Below are 17,932 nucleotides of genomic sequence, written 5' to 3'. Positions count from 1 at the left end.
GTTCTGGAAAAATACCTCATTTACGTATGTGATTGAGCTGTTATTGCTATAAAAACATTTCCCTAAAACGGTACTTTTTCAAATAAAAGCATCCGTAAACCTTATTATTTTCAAAATCCAAATTCAGACTCCCGATATTTTAATATCAAGGGAGCACATCTATTTATTCAAAAATTTAAACCTAATGATGAGCATTTATAAAAATCCATTTCTTTTATGCACCTTGGCTTTATTCGTTTTAGTCTCGTGCGGTGATAAAGCAAAAAAAGATTCAAACAACATAAAAACGGTTCCCGTTTATAAGGTAACTCTAAAAGACACCATAGTTTCGAGCAAATTTGTTGCCGATGTACATGCTAAAAACAATGTAGAAATTCACGTTCGTATTCCAGGTCTGTTAGACAAAGTTTACGTTAGCGAAGGACAAAAAGTAAAAAAAGGGCAAATCCTTTTTAAAATAAGTGATGTTGAACTTCAGATTCAATTGCTAAAAGCCGAAGCCGTTTACAAAAGTGCAAAAGCCGATTTACGAATTGCAACTGTAGAACTAGAACAGGCGCAAACCCTTTTCAATAAAAAAGTAATTGCAGATAAAGAATTAGAATTATCGAAAGCAAAAAATGATGCCGCTTCCGCGAAATTAGCGCACGCAGCTGCAGAAAGAAAAGCAATCAACCAACAGATTAGCTTTACCACAATCCGCGCGCCATTTGACGGAACAATTGACCGTATTCCGTTCAAAGAAGGAAGCTTGGTAGAAAACGGTTCGTTACTGACAACTGTTTCTCAATTGGACGATGTCTATGCCTATTTCTCAATTCCAGAGAATACGTATTTCCAAATGATGGAAGACAAAACCTTAAACACACAAGGCGATATCAAATTGGTATTGCCAAACGGAATGGTTTACGGACAAAAAGGAGAATTAAGAACCGCTGACGGAGAGATCGACAGAGAAACTGGTTCTATTCAATACAAAGCAAAATTTCACAATCCGCAAGGGTTTATCAAGCACGGAACTTCTGGTAAACTAATAATTTCGGAGCCAAAAACCAATGCAATTTTAATTCCGCAGAAAGCTGTTTTTTCTATTCAAGACAAACAATACGTTTTCCGCGTGAACAAAGATGGAGTAGTTAAAATGACGAATGTTACAATTGAAACGACTCTAGATGATGTGTATATCTTAAATGATGGTCTAAAAAGCGATGACCTAATTGTACAAGAAGGCACACAATCATTAAGAGACGGCGATAAAATCAACATTAAACAAATGTAGATTATCGATCTGTAAAACAGTTATTTAATTATTTATCTAAAACATTTAAAATGATAGAGTTATTTATCAGGAGGAAAATATTGTCATTAATCATCTCGGTTATGATAGTCCTTCTGGGATTGCTGGCTTTGTTTCAGCTTCCTATTACCCAATTCCCGGACATTGTACCACCGTCTGTAACCGTTACAGCAAAATATACAGGAGCAAACGCAGAGGTTTCGGCCAATGCTGTCGCCCTTCCGTTAGAAAGAGCCATCAATGGTGTGCCTGGAATGACGTATATGTCAACCGTAACTTCCAACGATGGTTTAACCTTAATTCAGGTTTTCTTTGAAGTAGGAACCGATCCCGATCTGGCTGCCGTAAACGTGCAGAATAGGGTTACCACGATTTTGGACGAACTTCCAGAAGAGGTTATCCGCGCCGGAGTTACAACCGAAAAAGAGGTAAACAGTATGTTGATGTACTTAAACATTACAAGTACCGACAAAACTCAAGACGAGCAGTTTATCTTCAACTTTACCGATATTAATATTCTTCAGGAATTAAAGCGTATTGATGGTGTTGGACGTGCCGAAATCATGGGTCAGAAAGAATATTCGATGCGTGTCTGGTTAGATCCAGAAAAGATGCTTTCGTATAATATTTCGGCAAATGAAGTTATTGCTTCACTTCAAAAACAAAACATTTCTGCCGCGCCTGGTAAAGTGGGTGAAGGTTCAGGGCAAATGAACAATCAGCTGCAGTATGTAATTAAATACGGAGGAAAGTTCTTTGAACCAAAACAATACGAAGAAATTCCGTTGAGAGCTAATACTGACGGAACTATCTTAAGATTGAAAGACATTTCGAAAATTGAATTTGGTGCGATGAGTTACGGAATGGTTTCTAAAACCGATGGAAAACCTTCGGCATCAATCATGCTAAAACAACGTCCAGGTTCTAACGCTTCTGAGGTAATTGCAAGTGTAAAAGAAAAAATGGCCGAACTGAAAGGTTCTTCTTTTCCTCCTGGAATGGAATTCAACATTGCTTACGACGTTTCTCGTTTCCTTGACGCTTCGATTCACGAAGTATTAAGAACTTTGGTTGAAGCCTTTCTTTTAGTAGCGTTCGTCGTTTTCCTTTTCCTTCAAGATTGGAGATCGACTTTAATTCCAGTATTGGCAGTTCCTGTCGCGCTTATTGGTTCGTTTACTTTTATGTCGATGATGGGATTCTCGATCAACTTATTAACGCTTTTCGCTTTAGTACTTTCTATCGGAATTGTGGTCGATAATGCGATTGTCGTCGTCGAGGCTGTTCACGTAAAAATCTCCGAAGAGCATATGTCGCCAATGGAAGCTACCATTAGCGCCATGAAAGAAATTACAGGTGCCGTTATTGCAATTACGATTGTAATGGCTGCCGTATTTATTCCCGTTGCATTCTTGAGTGGTCCTGTTGGAGTTTTCTACAGGCAGTTCTCATTGACAATGGCGATAAGTATCGTAATTTCTGGTATTAACGCGCTTACCCTTACTCCTGCCCTTTGTGCTATTATGCTAAAAGCGCACGATCCTAACAAAGAGAAAAAATCGCTTTTAGACCGTTTCTTCCATAGATTCAACCATTGGTTTGATAATATTACTTCAAAATACATCAAAGTATTAGTAAAATTTGCTGATCGCAGCACTGTAACTATTGGATTATTGGTATTGTTCTGCATATTAACATGGGGAACAACGAAGTTTTTAGCGTCAGGATTTATTCCAACTGAAGATCAGGGAATGGTTTACGTAAGTGTTACAACACCACAAGGAGCAACAGTAGAACGTACTGAAAAAGCTTTGGACGAAGTAACTAAAATTGCTCAAGGAATTAAAGGTGTAGACAACGTAACGACTCTTGCTGGATACAGTATCGTTACTGAAATTGCAGGTGCTTCGTATGGAATGGGAATGATCAACTTAAAAGATTGGAGCGAGCGCGATATTTCGGTAACTGAATTTATGGCGGAACTTACAGAAAAAACCAAAAACATTACCGACGCGCAAATCGAGATTTTTGCACCGCCAACTGTTCCTGGTTTTGGTAACACGAGTGGTTTTGAGCTTCGTTTGCTGGATAAATCTGGCGGAAGTATTACCAATACCGATAAAGTAACCAAAGAATTCATCAAAGAACTAAATGCTTCGCCAGAAATTCAGAACTCTTTCTCGAGTTTTGATGCCACTTTCCCTCAGTATTTAATTCATATTGATTACGATTTGGCAGCCAAAAAAGGAATTTCGGTAGACAATGCCATGTCGACTTTGCAAACCATGTTGGGTTCATTTTATGCCACCAATTTTATCCGTTTTTCTCAAATGTATAAAGTTATGGTTCAGGCAAGTCCACAATTCCGTCAAAATCCAGAAAGTATTTTGGATATGTATTTGAAGAATGAAGCAGGCGAAATGGTTCCGTTTTCTACTTTCATCAAATTAGAAAGAGTTTATGGACCAGAAGTTCTGACACGTTATAATATGTACATGTCGGCTATGATTAACGGTGAACCTGCCGAAGGTTACAGCTCTGGAGACGCCATTGCCGCTGTTGAAAAAATTGCTGCCGAAAAACTCCCAAGCCGTTTCGAGTTGGAATGGTCTGGTATGACACGTGAAGAGATTTTATCAGGAAACCAAACGATCTACATTTTTGCACTTTGTATACTTTTTGTATACTTATTATTGGCTGCACAATACGAAAGTTTATTGCTTCCGTTCCCAGTATTATTAAGTCTTCCCGTAGGAGTTTTCGGTTCTTACATCGCACTTGTAATGGTGGGACTGGATAATAACATCTATGCTCAAGTTGCACTCGTCATGCTGATAGGTCTTCTCGCCAAGAACGCCATTCTGATTGTAGAGTTTGCGATGGCACAAAATAAGCTCGGACGAGATATTGTCGAAGCCGCAATTGAAGGAGCAAGACTTCGTTTCCGTCCTATTTTGATGACCTCTTTTGCTTTCATTTCAGGATTAATTCCGTTGTGTATCGCTTCTGGTGCGGGTGCAATTGGTAACCGTTCCATCGGTACAGCAGCTGCGGGAGGAATGTTAATCGGAACTGTGTTTGGTCTTTTAATCATTCCTGGACTTTACATACTGTTTGCAAAATTGGAAAAACGAATGAATAAAAATTAAACAATGAAAGAGATATTAAATCAATATAAAAATGCTGATGTGCAGTTTTTAAGGACAACCAAAAGTGCCGTTGTAATAACCGGAATTCTACTTTTGACCGCTTGTTCTGCACCAAAAGTCAGTACTAAACTAGACGCGGCAAAGCTTCCAGAAAATTTTGATGCACAAAGAAAAGAAGCATCAAACGAGACTTTTATTCCATTAAAAACAGAAACCTTTTTTAAAGATCCAAAATTAGAAGCTTTATTAAAGAAAGCCATTGCTAAGAATCCAGATTATTTAATCATGCAGGAAAGAATCCTGATTGCTAATTCGCATTTAAAAGTGGCAAAACTGGCGCTTCTTCCCTCTTTAGATTTTGTGGCTGATGCTTCTGGAACGCATTACGGAAAATATACGATTGATGGAGTTGGTAACTTTGATACTAACTTTTCTCAGAATATTACAGACAAACAGAGAATCAACGAAGATGTTACTCCTAACTTTTTTCTGGGAGCAAAAGTTTCGTGGGAAGCTGATATCTGGGGAAAACTGAGCAATCGTAAAAAAGCAGCACAACAGCGATTTTTTGCTTCTCAGCAAGGAATGCGATTGTTGCAAACACGTCTTTTAAGCGATGTTGCCGACTTGTATTTCAAGCTTATTGCATTAGACAAACAAAAGTCGATTTACGATAACAACTTAAAAACACAGGAAAGGGCTCTTGATATTGTATCGGCTCAAAGATCTGTCGGAAAAGCTACAGAATTGGCTGTACAGCAATTTAATGCGCAAAATAATAACATTCATGCAGAAGCTTCAGAACTGCATTTAAGCATTGATCAGACAGAGAAAGCTTTATTGACTCTTTTGGGGGAATATGGCGGAAAAATTGACCGAAGCAGCGACTTTTTGGCTGGACATTTAGAAGTTTTAAACCAAAGAATAAGCGTAGATTCTATCATTCATAAAAGACCAGATGTGTCTGAAGCTTACTTTGAATTACTTGCCAGCAATGCTGATGCAAAATCGGCTCGCGCTGCCTTTTTCCCAACGGTAAATCTGGGCGGTTATGCAGGTTTCAACTCATTCTCATTCAACACTCTTTTTGATGCAGGTTCTTTTGCTTGGCAATTATTGGGCGGATTAACTGCTCCTGTTTTCAATAAAGGACAAATTAAACAGGAATTTTATGTTTCGAACAGAAGGCAGGAAATCTCATTCCTTCACTATCAAAATGCAGTGACGACAGCGTTCAACGAATTAAGTGCTTTACTACACCGAAATGAAGCTTACGAAGATGTTTTAAAATATAAATTAAATGAAATTGATCACCTAGAAATTGCCGTAAATGTCTCAAACGACTTGTATTTGAGCGGTTATGCCAATTATTTGGAAATCATCAATGCGCAAAAAAATAAATTGCAGGCCGAATTGGATTTTGTTGATATCCAGCTTCGAAATGCAAACTCACAAGTATTGCTTTACAAAGCTTTAGGCGGAGGAATAAATTAGTTTATATGTTGGTCAAAAATGGCTTCTGTTTATAATAGCTCATCGCAGAGGTTGTTTTTAAGTCCCGTTTCTATTTTGAAACGGGATTTTTTTATTAAAACATGCCCCGTAGGAATAAATTATTTTTAACACATAGATAAAAGCCATATATTTTACCGCAAAGTCCGCAAAAGATTTTACGCGAAGTGCGCAAAGTTTTTGTAGAATCATTATAATGAAAAAGTTCGCAAAGCCTTGTGCAGACATAGCTTTGCGAACTTAAAATATCGATTAGGATTAGTCTCAAAATAAAAATGTCTTTGCGAACTTTGCGTTAATTTTTATGCCCTTCAACAGGAAAGCTATTGTTTTTTTATCGAAATTTTTCGGTTACATTTAACAACTATTATCTTTATTCCAAAAAACAAAAAATGGATATTTCCAAAATTCTCGATTACATACACGAACTTCCTGAGCAATCTAAGCTTGCTTTGCAAAACAATGTCACTGAAATTGCTTTTGCTAAAGGGCATATTTTGCTAAAAGCCAATAAAGTAGAATCTAATATTTATTTTATAAAGAAAGGATTGGTAAGAGCTTATGTAGAAAGAGATAATGAAGTTACGTTTTGGTTTGGAAAAGAAGGCGAAACCATTATTTCGATGAAAAGTTATGTGGAAGATCAGCCTGGTTATGAAACCATCGAACTTTTGGAAGACTGTGAATTGTACGAACTCAAAACGGAAAATCTAAGAAAACTCTTTAATGAAGATGTTCATATAGCCAATTGGGGACGAAAATTTGCAGAAAAGGAATTGATAAAAACAGAAGAACGTTTGATTTCTAAACAGTTCAAAAATGCGTCTGAACGATATTTGGAATTAATGAAAGATCATCCCGAACTCTTGCAAAGAGTTCAACTAGGACATATTGCTTCCTATTTAGGAATTACACAAGTCAGTTTAAGCAGAATACGTGCAGAAATAAAATAACTTCATTTTTTATCATTTGTTAATTTTTTTCTGATTTCCATAAAAGAACTTTGCATCACAAAATTTTAACTATATGAACTGGATTATTTTAATCATCGCGGGTCTATTTGAAGTAGCCTTCGCATCATGCCTTGGAAAAGCAAAAGCAACTACTGGAACTGAAATGTACTATTGGTATATTGGTTTCTTTATTTCATTAACTGTAAGTATGCTGTTATTAATGAAAGCTACAGAAACCCTTCCGCTGGGAACCGCTTACGCTGTTTGGACAGGAATTGGAGCTGTTGGAACGGTTCTAGTGGGTATCTTTGTTTTTAAAGAACCTGCAGCTTTCTGGAGATTGTTTTTCTTGGCTACTTTAGTTGGTTCTATTGTTGGTTTAAAGGCAGTTTCTCACTAAAAATATATTTTACGATTATACTCAACTTTGTCAAAGTTTCGAACTTTGACAAAGTTTTTTTGTTTTTAAACACATAGAAACATAGATTTCCCTTTCTCAAAAAAGGCAATTGAAAGAAACTAGTTTCTAACACATAGAATTTTCACGTAATCTTGTCATTCCGACGAAGGAGGAATCTCCACAAGAAACTCTACAAAGATTGGCAACTATTCTGAACGGAGCTACTTACGGAGATTCCTCCTTCGTCGGAATTGTAAAAGTTACTTATTTCGGTAACGGATTTATCATTTCGATTGGCTTTTTTCCATCAATTCCCTGATGTGGTCTTTCATGATTGTAATAATATAAATATTGGAGCAATTCCTCTTTTAGTTCTTCTTGAGAATCAAAATCTGTGTCTCTCAATAAATCCTCTTCCAGAGTTCTCCAAAACCTTTCGACTTTACCATTTGTCTGTGGTCTATATGGCTTTGTATATCTGTGCACTATGCCTAATTCCATTAGCATTCTTTCAAAAGGATGATTGTTTTTTACCTTGCTTGTTTTAGGTCCAAATTCAGCTCCATTATCAGATAATATCTCTTCAAATTTTATTTCATAATGGCTGCTTAAGATATTTAAACATTTTAATGAAGCAAACATTACGGTTAAACTGGTAATATCTGAAACTAATTCTGCCCAGGCAATCCGGCTGTAATCATCAATTACACAGACTAAATAAAGCTTTTTGTTTTCTCCGCGAATTATGCTTTTGCTTAAATAATGGCAATCAATATGACCCAGCTGTCCCATTCTTTCCTTGATTATTTTCTGATGATTCTTTTTAATCTTCGGAGTTAATCTGTTTATTTTATGACGTTTTAAAATATTATAAACTCCTGAATAGGAAGGCGTATGCTTTCCTAATTTGGGACTCAATATACTAACAATTTCATATCTGCTGTTTCCTTTTTCTCTTAATTCGATTACTTTTTGTTCTATAAAAGGCAAAGGGCGTCTGGTTTTATATCTTGAACCCCGCTTTTGGGGCAGTAAATCTATTGGCTTTCCGCTCTGCTTATAGCGATTGTAATACTTTAAAAAACTTTTTCTGCAGGTGTCATTGGCTGTATAAAAATCCATTGCTTTTTTATAAAGCGGATGAGTTTTGCTTTTTACCTGTTCATATTCTTTTATTAGAAAACGATATTTCTCTAAATAGTTCCGCTCTAATGTCGAATCCTGACTATTATTTCTCATCGTAACAAAATTTATTAAAGTTAAATTTTGTTACCGAATTATCTAACATTTACAGGAATGACAAACTGTTGCTTGAACTTTGTCAAAGTTTTCGACTTCATACACTAATGCAATTCCAGCATCACATGATAAAAAAATAGCATTTTTAATCATTATTCTCTACTTTAACTTTGTCAAAAATTAAAGCCTAAAATAAAAAATGACATTCAGCCATTCCATTAAATCTTTTGACGAATTAACCAATCACGAAATGTACATATGCTTCGGTTAAGAAGCGATGTTTTTGTAGTCGAACAAAATTGTCCTTATCTCGATTTAGACAATAAAGACCAGAAAGGTTTTCATTTATTGTATTATGTCGATAACGAATTGGCAGGTGTAACGCGCTTACTTCCAAAAGGAGTATCGTATGATGAAGTTTCAATTGGAAGAGTTGTAATTGCAAAATCGCATCGCGGATTAGGTTTAGGAGTAAAACTAATGGAAGCTTCGATTGCAGGCTGTGAAGATAAATTCGGAAAAGGTCCGATCCGAATTAGTGCGCAATACCATTTATCCAAATTCTATCAGTCTTTGGGATTTGTAGAACAAGGAGAAGTCTATGATGAAGACGGAATTCCGCATATCGGAATGCTTAGAGCTTAACGATTTACGGAATAATCAATTTCAAAACATTGGCCAACACAGGATTATGATCTTCGGTTCTCCAATTGACATAAAGATCGGTTTCTAGCGGTAATTTGATAAATCGGATTCCTGGAATTTCATGAAAGACATACGAATCGGGTAAAATCGCGATTCCGAGTCCTTTTCGAACCAAAGCGATTATAGAAGAACCAAATTCAGACTGAAGATAAGCTTCTGGCGCGTTATCCAAAGAATTGAATAATCTCTGAATAAGATCGCTATAACTGCTGCCTTCGTCATTGGTTGGCAAAATAAACTTTTGAGAAGCAAGGGTTTCTTTAGTAAAATCCTCTGGCGTTTGATATGGATGATCTTCTGGAACAACAACTGCTAAGTGATCGGTATATATTTTTTGAGATTGAATATCTTTTGAATTATTAATATCTCTGGTAATCGCCAGATCTATTTTATAATTTCGCAGAAAATCCTGCTGATTCTCGTACAGCACTTGAACCAGTTTGATTTTTAGTTTTGGGAAAGCTTCTGAAATACGCGACAAAATTTCGGGCATAAGAGAAGCCGAAATAGAATCGGGATGAGAAATGGTAATCGTACCGCTCTCGCCTAGCTGAATCTGGCGGGCAGATTGATGAATGAATTCCAATTTACTCAATTCAACCTCCCATTTTTCTTTTAAGAATTGGCCAGCAGCAGTAAGTTTTACATTGCGTTTATTACGCTCAAACAGCTGCACGCCAAGCTGATTCTCAAGAGACTGAATCTGACGGCTAAGTGCTGATTGTGTGATATTCATCTTTCCGGCGGTGTTCCAGAAATGAAGTTCTCGCGAAAGAGCCAAAAAATATTTAATCTGCTGTAAATCCATTGATGCAATTTACGCATTTATCAAAAACAAAAAACAGCATTTAATGCATTAGAGAAATAAAAAATGAATACGCTAAAAATAACCAAAGCCACAACTGAAGACGCTTTAAAATTGCAATCAATTGGAAGACAAACTTTTTCTGAAACTTTTGCCGATGTAAACAGCGAAGAAAACATGAAAAAATATCTGGACGAAAGCTTCGCTACAGCAAAACTTACGACCGAATTGAGCAATTCTTCATCGTATTTCTATTTAGCCGTTTTAGATGAAAAAATAATTGGTTACTTAAAATTGAATACAGCTGATGCACAAACCGAAAAAGAAGATTTAAATGCCTTAGAAATAGAACGTATTTATGTGGCAAAGGAATTTCATGGCAAAAAAGTCGCGCAGGCACTATACGCTCAAGCAGAAGAAATTGCCCAAGAAATAAAAGCTACGTACATGTGGCTTGGCGTTTGGGAAAAGAATTTTAGAGCAGTAAGTTTCTACACTAAAAATGGTTTCGTACAATTTGACACCCATATTTTTAGATTAGGCAACGACGAGCAAACCGATTTAATGATGAAAAAAGTATTGATTTAAAATGGAAAGAAGACAGCTCTTATTGTTTTTATTAATTCTTGGCACTGCATTTTGGGGAGTATCCTATTCCGTTACCAAAATGGCAATTGGTCATTATTCGCTAAACGTATTTTTATTTTATCGTTTCCTGCTGGCTGTTGTGGTATTGAGTATTATTTTTTGGAAATATGTCAAAGATATTAATCGAGAAGCTATTAAAACAGGCTTTTTGCTTGCTGTACCCATGTTTTTAGGCATTCAGCTCCAAACTGTTGGGCTTAAATATACAGATGCTTCTCAATGCTCTTTTATTGCGGGATTAACAGTTATTATTATTCCGCTATTAAAACTAGCAATTTATAAAACCAACGCTTCACTAAAAATCTGGATTGCCGCTTTGACGGCTTTAACTGGATTATTTATTATTGCCATTCAAGATAAATTTACCATAAACTTCGGGGATTTATTTACCATTGCGGGAGCCTTTGCTTTTGCAGTTTATTTAATAGCTGTTGAAAAACATTCGGCCACCAAAAACCTTTTGTATTCTATTGTGCCAATGTTTGCGTTTTGTGCGCTTTTCACTTTTTTTATAGCGATAACAGACATTACATCAGAATGGTTGCCTCAAAATAATACGTTTTGGATGGGCGTAATTTATTGCGCTTTGTTTTCTACCGCTTTTATGTATACGGTTTCAAACATTTCACAACGCTATTTATCGGCAGAACGTGTAGCGGTTATTTATTTGTTTGAGCCTGTTTTTGGCGCAATTGGAGCTTTTTTTATTTTGGGAGAAAACTTATCATGGCGTTTACTTTTAGGCGGAACTTTGATTTTTTCTGCTACCATTATTTCTGAAGTCAATTTTAAAAGCGAAAGATTAAAACTGTTTATTAGAAAAGACTAATACTCTTATTAGTTTTAACACAAACATAGCTTACTAGAGTTTCTAAATCTCTATGAACATTACACAAAGTAACCACAATCATTGTCATTTCGACGAAGGAGACCCGAGCGATAGCGAACAGGCGAAGCAAATCTCCATAAGTAACTCCGTACCGAAATTCCAATCTTTGTCGAGCTTCTAACGAAGATTTGCTTCGCCTGTTCGCTATCGCTCGGGTCTCCTTCGTCGAAATGACAAAAATGCGCAAACTAACTTTAGAGTATATCTATCAATCCTCAATCAAAGAAATCTCGAAAATCGTTTTTCCATTTTCGGTTTTATGCGAAATATAACCCCCGTGTGCTTCAATAATATTTTTAGATAAAGTAAGTCCAATTCCCGCTCCTTCTGTTCGGGTGGTGAAAAACGGAAGGAATATTTTGTCCTCAATTTCTTTTTCGATTCCTTTTCCGGAGTCCGAAACTTTTATAAAAATGCGATTGTTTTTGGCCTCCGCCGAAATCGAAATTTGTTTCAGACTACTGTTTTCTAAAGCGTTAATCGAATTTGTCAATAAATTAATCACTACTTGTTCTATCTGCTGCGAATCTATATTTATTAGATAATTTTGAGTAACGGAATTGGTAACTTCAATACTATTTTTCCTAAACAACGGATTCATAATCTGAATACAATTTTCAACTACTTGCTGCAATGATACTTTTTCTTTTTTAGGCGAAGGAAGCATTGCCAATTTTCTGTAACCTTCTACAAATTTTTGCAAATGATCACTTCGTCTCAGCATTGTATGAACGCTATGTTTGATATCTTCTAAGTCTTCTGTCGAAAGTGAATCTTGTTCTACTAAATCTTCCAGATTTTGGCAAATCGAACGAATTGGTGTTATAGAATTTAGCAATTCATGCGAAATCACTTTCATCAAATTAATCCATGCATCTTTTTCTTTCTTTTCTACTACATTCTGAATGGAATCTAATAGAACAATAAAATAATCCTGACCGAAAATTTCGGTTCGTGAAGCCTGCAAAACAAACGTCTGTTTACTTTGTTCGTTTATACTAAGTTCGATTGAAGTTTTAATTTCATGAAAATCATCTTCTTCGATAATTTCACACAAAGATGGCAACTGATTTTTAAGATATTTCCATTTTGAAACTTTCGGAACATTAAAGTGACTCGAAAAATAATCGTTCATCAAAAAAATACTCCAATCGCTTTCTTGTTTCTGCAAAATAATTACACCCGATTCTATATTATTTAAAATCGAACGGTAAATAATATCTCTTGTAACTTGCTCGTTTTGTTTACTTTTTAAAGTTTCATACAAGGTAAAAAGTTCGTTATACGTACTATTGAATTTATGTTTTGAGAAATCGGAACTAAAATCATCCTGCAATATCGAAGAAATGGTTTTATTATAAATCAGAACCATATTTCTAACATAAAAATACATTTCCCTTCCTAGCAGAAAAACCATGCAGAGACCAAAAACTCCCGTAAAAAGCAAGCCAATTCTAAAGAAATACAGCGACAATTCGATTCCGATCACGATAAAAATTAATCGCAGAAAAAGGAGTTTATAAGTTTGTAAAGTCCTTAGCATAATTAGTCGATATTGATATTAAATTTCTCCAAACGTCTGTACAGCGCGCCTCTTGAAAGTCCCAATTCTTCGGCAGTTTTACTAATATTATTGTTGTTTTTAAGCAGTGCTTTTTCAACCGTTGCTTTTTCAACCGAAGAAAGCTGAATATCATCTGAGTTTTCTTCATAAGGCGTAATCGTTTGTAAATCCAGATCAGACACCGTTATGGTGTTGTTTTCGCAAAGAATAACAGCACGTTCAATCTTATTCTCCATTTCACGGATATTTCCGTTCCAAGCATGTTTTTCAATCTGTTCTAAGACTTTTTTATCAAAAGTAATTTCGTCACGACCATATTTCTCAATCATTTTATCCAAAAGATATTCGGCAAGCGGAATCTTATCTTCGTGACGTTCTCTCAACGGTGGCAAAATAATTTCCATCGTATTAATACGATAATACAAGTCTTCACGGAAGTTTTTGTCAGCAACTTCTAGTTTTAAGTTCAAATTTGTTGCTGTAATAATTCTAACGTTTAAAGGTCTTGCTTTAGTTTCTCCTAATCTTGTCACCGTTTTAGTTTGAATAACTTGCAATAGTTTTGATTGTAAATAAAGCGGTACATTTCCTATTTCATCCAAAAAAATGGTTCCGTTTTGTGCCATTTCAAAACGTCCCGCTGTATCGGTTTTGGCGTCGGTAAAAGCGCCTTTGGCATAACCAAACAATTCACTTTCGAAAATATTTGAATTCAAAGAACCCAAATCAACTGCAATAAACGGCTGATTTTTTCTTTCGGATTGTGTATGAATATGATGCGCGAGAACAAATTTCCCAGTTCCGTTTTCGCCCAAAATCAAAACGTTAGCATCAGTTTTTGCAACTTTATCTGCCAAAGAATAAGCCTTTTTTATAATCTCAGAACTACCAACAAAAAATTCCTCTTTTATCTCAACGTCTTTAGTCTTTTTCTGTTCTTTTCGGGCTTTATCAACTGCTTGTTTTACCGATTCTAAAAGCTTTTTATTTTCCCAAGGTTTCAGAATATAATCAAAAGCACCCGATTTTAAGCCTTCAACAGCTGTTTCTACTTTCCCGAAAGCGGTCATTAGAATTACCACCGTTTTAGGCGAAAGCGTTTTTATTTCTTTCAATAAATACAAACCTTCTCTTCCATCTTCAAAACCTAATCTATAATTCATGTCTAACAATACAACATCAATGGCATTTTTTGCCAATAATTCGACAATGTTTTTTGGATTATTGAGCGTATAAATGTTTTCAAAATACTTTTTCAGATAGACTTTTGATGCAAAAAGAATGTCTTCCTGATCATCGATGATTAAAATAGATGCGTTGGTCTTTTTCATTATTGTTCAGTTTTGGACGAAAGGTGTCCACTTATGGACAGTTTAAATTTATTCAGAAAAATAATCCCTTAAAAACAAGGTATTTACAAGGTTTAATTTACTGGCACGAAAATCACATTAGAACTTGTAAATCATTAATAATTAACCTCTTTCGGAAGTACAAATAACAAAATAAATAGCGATAAATTAAAAATAATTTATCTTAATTTTCAGACTTGTTTCTGTCATTTCCAAAGGGCATAAAAATTTTAAAAGAAAATCAATCAAAAATTAAAACAGTCAAATTATGATTACCATTACAAAACTTTCAAAAGTATTTAGAACTGAGGAATTAGAAACCAAAGCATTAAGTGAAATTTCACTGACCATTAATCAAGGCGATTTTGTCTCTATTATGGGACCGTCTGGAAGCGGAAAATCGACTTTATTGAACATCATTGGACTTCTAGACAGCGCTTCAAGCGGAAGTTACCAGCTTTTGGATCAGGAAATGGTGGGTTTGAAGGAAAAGCAAAAATCGCAAGCTAGAAAAGAAAACATCGGATTCATCTTCCAGAACTTCAATTTAATTGACGAATTATCGGTTTTTGATAACATCGAACTGCCTTTAATTTATAACAATGTTCCTTCTGCCGAAAGAAAATCGCGAGTAAACGAAATGGCAAAAATTTTGGGAATCGCACACCGATTGAAGCATTTTCCGCAACAGCTTTCAGGCGGACAACAGCAGCGTGTAGCCGTAGCAAGAGCTTTAATCAATGATCCTAAAATTATTTTGGCCGATGAGCCAACAGGAAATCTAGACAGCAGAAACGGAAATGAAGTAATGGAATTGTTGACCGATCTTCATGCCAGCGGATCGACAATCTTAATGGTAACACACTCAGATTACGATGCTTCTTTCTCGCAAAGAACAATTTTAATGAAAGATGGCGAAATCCTTTCTGAAAAAGTAAATCATAGAAATGTTGATGTTTTAGTTAATTCTAACTGCTAAAGTCATGTTGAAGAATTGGACAAACATATTTGTTTATCATATAAAGAACAACAAATTCTTTACAGCCCTTAATATATTGGGCTTGAGCATAGGAATTGCAGGTTTAATCTTTGCAATTCTATACTGGAACGACGAACATTCTTACGATCAATGGAATCCTGAGAAAGATAAAATTTTCATTGCAATGAATGATTTTGGAGGTGGAAATATCTGGACAACAAATTCTCCAATTCCAGGTAGAATGCTTAATGCAACTACTTCATATTTGGACAAATACTGTTATTTCAGAGTAAACTATACCACAGAAACTATTCAGTATAACGGAAAAATCGAATTGGTGGACAAAATCTTTTCAGCCGAAAGGAGTTTCTTTTCTTTCTTCCCTTTTGAATTTATTCAGGGTGATGCTAAGACAGCTTTTAGTGACCGCAACAGCATGGTGCTTTCTAAAGAGACTGCTTCGCGTATTTTTAAAAACGAAAACCCAATGGGGAAACAGGTCAAATATGCCGACCGCATTTTTGTTGTTCGCGGTGTATATAAAATGCCTGAAAAATCGTCAGTAATGCCTTCGGTAATTACTCCTGTTGTAGAAGAGGAATTAGAACAAAACAAAGATAACTGGGGTTTTAGTTACGGATTAATGTTAAAGCTCAAAAAGCCAATCGACACTACAGCAGTTATTCAAAATTTAGACAAAATATTTCTTGAAGACAACTACAAAAAACAGGCAAAAGCTGAGGGGTTATCTATTGAACAGTTTATAAAACAATATGGAGATCCTATAAAATCAAGGCTTCTTCCTCTTTCAAAAGCAAGGCTTCGTCAGGGAAATTATGCATTTCCAGAACAGAATGCCAATTTGCAATTTCTAAAAATTGTAATGGGTTTATCCATCTTAATTTTAATACTTTCGGTTGTAAACTACATTAATATGGCTACTGCAAATGCGGTAAAGCGAGCCAAAGAAGTTGGAGTTCGCAAGATAGTGGGTGCTACGAAATCGCAAATTGTTATGCAGTTTGTTTTTGAAACCACGCTTATTACTTTGTTTTCGGTTTTACTGGCAATGGTAATTGTAGAGCTTTCGCTTCCTTTCTATAATGCTTTTTTAAACAAAGACTTAATGCTAATTGGAAATCAATTTTACTTCCAACTTATTTTAATTTTCTTCTTTGTAATTATCGTTTCGGGCGTTTTTCCTGCTGTTTACATTGCAAATTTTGAAACACTGAAAGTCTTAAAAGGCAATTTTTCGAGAAGTAAAAACGGTGTCTGGATTCGTAACGGAATGCTTGTTTTACAATTCTCTATTGCTACTCTTTTTATCATAGGATCTTTTATTGTTCATAAACAGGTAAATTACATGATTGCCAAAGATGTAGGTTTTAATGGTGCGCAAGTTATGGACATTGCTTTTAGACCTGTAAAAGATAAGATTCAGTATGAAAGATATAAAACTATTAAACAGGAACTTTCAAAAATTAAAGGTGTTGAAGCTGTTTCTACTGGAGTTTTTTCCATTGGAAGCAATCTCAATTCTTGGCAAGGACTTCATTATAAATCTAATAAAGAAGTTATTACTCAGCAATTGGGACTTGACTTTGGCCAATTAGATCTACTAGGAATTAAAATAGTTAAAGGAAGAGATTTAAGCAGTAAACTGGCAACAGATAGTATTACAAGTGCATTATTGAATGAAACTGCTGCAAAAACTCTTATGGTAAAAGATCCCATAAACAAAGAAATTACTTTCGGCGGTCAAAAATATAAAGTTGTTGGCATCGTTAAAGATTTTCATTATATCGGAATGGAATATAGCGTGGCGCCTATGATTTTCTTTCACATTAAATCTGTTTCCTGGATGGAAAATTATTTGCAGTTTATTACGGTTAAAATATCACCTGACGGAATGCCAGAAACGATTGCTTCAATTGAAAAATTCTGGAAATCTAAGGTCGATCAGGAATATCCGTTTGAATATGGTTTTGTAGATAAAAACTTTGCTCGAACTTATAAAAAATATCAAGATCAAAGAAACTTATTTGCTTTACTGAATGTGGTCGTAATATTAATTGCCGTTTTCGGATTATTTGCTTTGGCTTCTTTTTCTATGGAAAGAAGATTGCGCGAAATCGCCATCAGAAAAACGCTTGGTGCCGAAACCAATATACTGCTAAAAGAATTGTCAAAACAGTATGTAATTTTCTGCGTAATTGGTTTTCTTATCGGAATTGTTCCTGCTTATTTATTGATGCAGAAATGGCTAGAAAACTTTGCTTCTCGAATCGATATTCCGTTTTTGCCATTCATAGTTGCTTTTGTATCACTGTTGTTTTTAACACTGACCATTGTTTTAGCAAAAGCTTATCAAGTGACCAAAGTAGACGTTTTAAAATATTTAAAATACGAGTAAACTAAACTCCAAAACCAAAAAACACCA

The 17,932-nt window shown here is 35.3% G+C and carries 14 protein-coding genes; 10 read left to right on the top strand and 4 right to left on the bottom strand.

Annotated features, from left to right (window positions below; genetic code table 11):
• The first annotated feature begins 184 nt into the window (after window positions 1–184).
• The 5 genes from OZP10_RS19450 to OZP10_RS19430 all read left to right on the top strand — a co-directional run bounded on the left by OZP10_RS19450 (window position 185) and on the right by OZP10_RS19430 (window position 7,311).
• Complete coding sequence (locus tag OZP10_RS19450; RefSeq protein ID WP_281632341.1) at window positions 185–1,279, top strand: efflux RND transporter periplasmic adaptor subunit; 1,095 nt, start codon at window positions 185–187, stop codon at window positions 1,277–1,279.
• Window positions 1,280–1,329: 50 nt separating this feature from the next.
• Window positions 1,330–4,446, top strand: coding sequence for an efflux RND transporter permease subunit (locus tag OZP10_RS19445; protein ID WP_281632340.1), 3,117 nt, complete (start codon window positions 1,330–1,332; stop codon window positions 4,444–4,446).
• A 3-nt stretch (window positions 4,447–4,449) separates the two neighbouring features.
• A complete protein-coding gene (locus tag OZP10_RS19440) occupies window positions 4,450–5,940 on the top strand; it encodes a TolC family protein (protein WP_281632339.1) in 1,491 nt (496 codons plus the stop codon).
• Window positions 5,941–6,350: 410 nt separating this feature from the next.
• Window positions 6,351–6,911, top strand: coding sequence for a Crp/Fnr family transcriptional regulator (locus OZP10_RS19435; protein ID WP_177209820.1), 561 nt, complete (start codon window positions 6,351–6,353; stop codon window positions 6,909–6,911).
• Between the two features lie 73 nt (window positions 6,912–6,984).
• Window positions 6,985–7,311 carry a DMT family transporter gene (locus OZP10_RS19430; protein ID WP_026728926.1) on the top strand — a complete coding sequence of 109 codons (327 nt, stop codon included), beginning with the start codon at window positions 6,985–6,987 and terminating at the stop codon, window positions 7,309–7,311.
• A gap of 264 nt (window positions 7,312–7,575) precedes the next feature.
• Here the strand turns inward: OZP10_RS19430 and OZP10_RS19425 are convergent, their stop codons facing one another.
• Window positions 7,576–8,550, bottom strand: a complete 975-nt coding sequence (locus OZP10_RS19425; protein WP_281632338.1) for an integrase core domain-containing protein — start codon at window positions 8,548–8,550, stop codon at window positions 7,576–7,578.
• 258 nt (window positions 8,551–8,808) lie between these two features.
• Here OZP10_RS19425 and OZP10_RS19420 point away from each other — a divergent pair, with 258 nt between their 5' ends.
• The gene (locus tag OZP10_RS19420) at window positions 8,809–9,195 is read left to right on the top strand and encodes a GNAT family N-acetyltransferase (RefSeq protein WP_349293744.1); all 387 of its coding nucleotides are present in this window, start codon (window positions 8,809–8,811) and stop codon (window positions 9,193–9,195) included.
• 4 nt (window positions 9,196–9,199) lie between these two features.
• On the opposite strand, the gene OZP10_RS19415 is transcribed toward OZP10_RS19420, so the two are convergent.
• On the bottom strand, window positions 9,200–10,063 hold the full coding sequence (locus tag OZP10_RS19415; protein WP_278021883.1) for a LysR family transcriptional regulator: 864 nt from the start codon (window positions 10,061–10,063) through the stop codon (window positions 9,200–9,202).
• Between the two features lie 63 nt (window positions 10,064–10,126).
• Here OZP10_RS19415 and OZP10_RS19410 point away from each other — a divergent pair, with 63 nt between their 5' ends.
• Window positions 10,127–10,648: a GNAT family N-acetyltransferase gene (locus OZP10_RS19410; RefSeq protein ID WP_281632337.1), complete on the top strand. Its 522-nt coding sequence runs from the start codon at window positions 10,127–10,129 to the stop codon at window positions 10,646–10,648.
• Window position 10,649: 1 nt separating this feature from the next.
• The gene (locus OZP10_RS19405; RefSeq protein WP_281632336.1) at window positions 10,650–11,537 is read left to right on the top strand and encodes a DMT family transporter; all 888 of its coding nucleotides are present in this window, start codon (window positions 10,650–10,652) and stop codon (window positions 11,535–11,537) included.
• A 268-nt stretch (window positions 11,538–11,805) separates the two neighbouring features.
• Here the strand turns inward: OZP10_RS19405 and OZP10_RS19400 are convergent, their stop codons facing one another.
• Together OZP10_RS19400 and OZP10_RS19395 are read right to left on the bottom strand one after the other, a co-directional pair.
• The gene (locus OZP10_RS19400) at window positions 11,806–13,140 is read right to left on the bottom strand and encodes a sensor histidine kinase (RefSeq protein WP_281632335.1); all 1,335 of its coding nucleotides are present in this window, start codon (window positions 13,138–13,140) and stop codon (window positions 11,806–11,808) included.
• Window positions 13,141–13,142: 2 nt separating this feature from the next.
• Window positions 13,143–14,492, bottom strand: a complete 1,350-nt coding sequence (locus OZP10_RS19395; protein ID WP_281632334.1) for a sigma-54-dependent transcriptional regulator — start codon at window positions 14,490–14,492, stop codon at window positions 13,143–13,145.
• A gap of 286 nt (window positions 14,493–14,778) precedes the next feature.
• Between OZP10_RS19395 and OZP10_RS19390 the strand changes: the two genes are divergently transcribed.
• Entirely contained in the window at window positions 14,779–15,489 is a 711-nt protein-coding gene (locus tag OZP10_RS19390; protein WP_281632333.1) for an ABC transporter ATP-binding protein, read from the top strand.
• Between the two features lie 4 nt (window positions 15,490–15,493).
• On the top strand, window positions 15,494–17,905 hold the full coding sequence (locus OZP10_RS19385; protein WP_281632332.1) for an ABC transporter permease: 2,412 nt from the start codon (window positions 15,494–15,496) through the stop codon (window positions 17,903–17,905).
• The last annotated feature ends 27 nt before the right edge of the window (window positions 17,906–17,932 follow it).

The sequence above is a fragment of the Flavobacterium luteolum genome (assembly GCF_027111275.1).
Classification (GTDB): Bacteria; Bacteroidota; Bacteroidia; order Flavobacteriales; family Flavobacteriaceae; genus Flavobacterium; species Flavobacterium luteolum.
The sequence above is the reverse complement of the archived record's forward strand: the minus strand, read 5'-3'. Positions and strand labels throughout refer to the sequence as shown.

Coding starts and splice junctions, on each gene's coding strand:
- OZP10_RS19450 (WP_281632341.1), top strand. CDS start 185: ATGATGAGCATTTATAAAAATCCATTTCTTTTATGCACCTTGGCTTTA.
- OZP10_RS19445 (WP_281632340.1), top strand. CDS start 1,330: ATGATAGAGTTATTTATCAGGAGGAAAATATTGTCATTAATCATCTCG.
- OZP10_RS19440 (WP_281632339.1), top strand. CDS start 4,450: ATGAAAGAGATATTAAATCAATATAAAAATGCTGATGTGCAGTTTTTA.
- OZP10_RS19435 (WP_177209820.1), top strand. CDS start 6,351: ATGGATATTTCCAAAATTCTCGATTACATACACGAACTTCCTGAGCAA.
- OZP10_RS19430 (WP_026728926.1), top strand. CDS start 6,985: ATGAACTGGATTATTTTAATCATCGCGGGTCTATTTGAAGTAGCCTTC.
- OZP10_RS19425 (WP_281632338.1), bottom strand. CDS start 8,550: ATGAGAAATAATAGTCAGGATTCGACATTAGAGCGGAACTATTTAGAG.
- OZP10_RS19420 (WP_349293744.1), top strand. CDS start 8,809: ATGCTTCGGTTAAGAAGCGATGTTTTTGTAGTCGAACAAAATTGTCCT.
- OZP10_RS19415 (WP_278021883.1), bottom strand. CDS start 10,063: ATGGATTTACAGCAGATTAAATATTTTTTGGCTCTTTCGCGAGAACTT.
- OZP10_RS19410 (WP_281632337.1), top strand. CDS start 10,127: ATGAATACGCTAAAAATAACCAAAGCCACAACTGAAGACGCTTTAAAA.
- OZP10_RS19405 (WP_281632336.1), top strand. CDS start 10,650: ATGGAAAGAAGACAGCTCTTATTGTTTTTATTAATTCTTGGCACTGCA.
- OZP10_RS19400 (WP_281632335.1), bottom strand. CDS start 13,140: ATGCTAAGGACTTTACAAACTTATAAACTCCTTTTTCTGCGATTAATT.
- OZP10_RS19395 (WP_281632334.1), bottom strand. CDS start 14,492: ATGAAAAAGACCAACGCATCTATTTTAATCATCGATGATCAGGAAGAC.
- OZP10_RS19390 (WP_281632333.1), top strand. CDS start 14,779: ATGATTACCATTACAAAACTTTCAAAAGTATTTAGAACTGAGGAATTA.
- OZP10_RS19385 (WP_281632332.1), top strand. CDS start 15,494: ATGTTGAAGAATTGGACAAACATATTTGTTTATCATATAAAGAACAAC.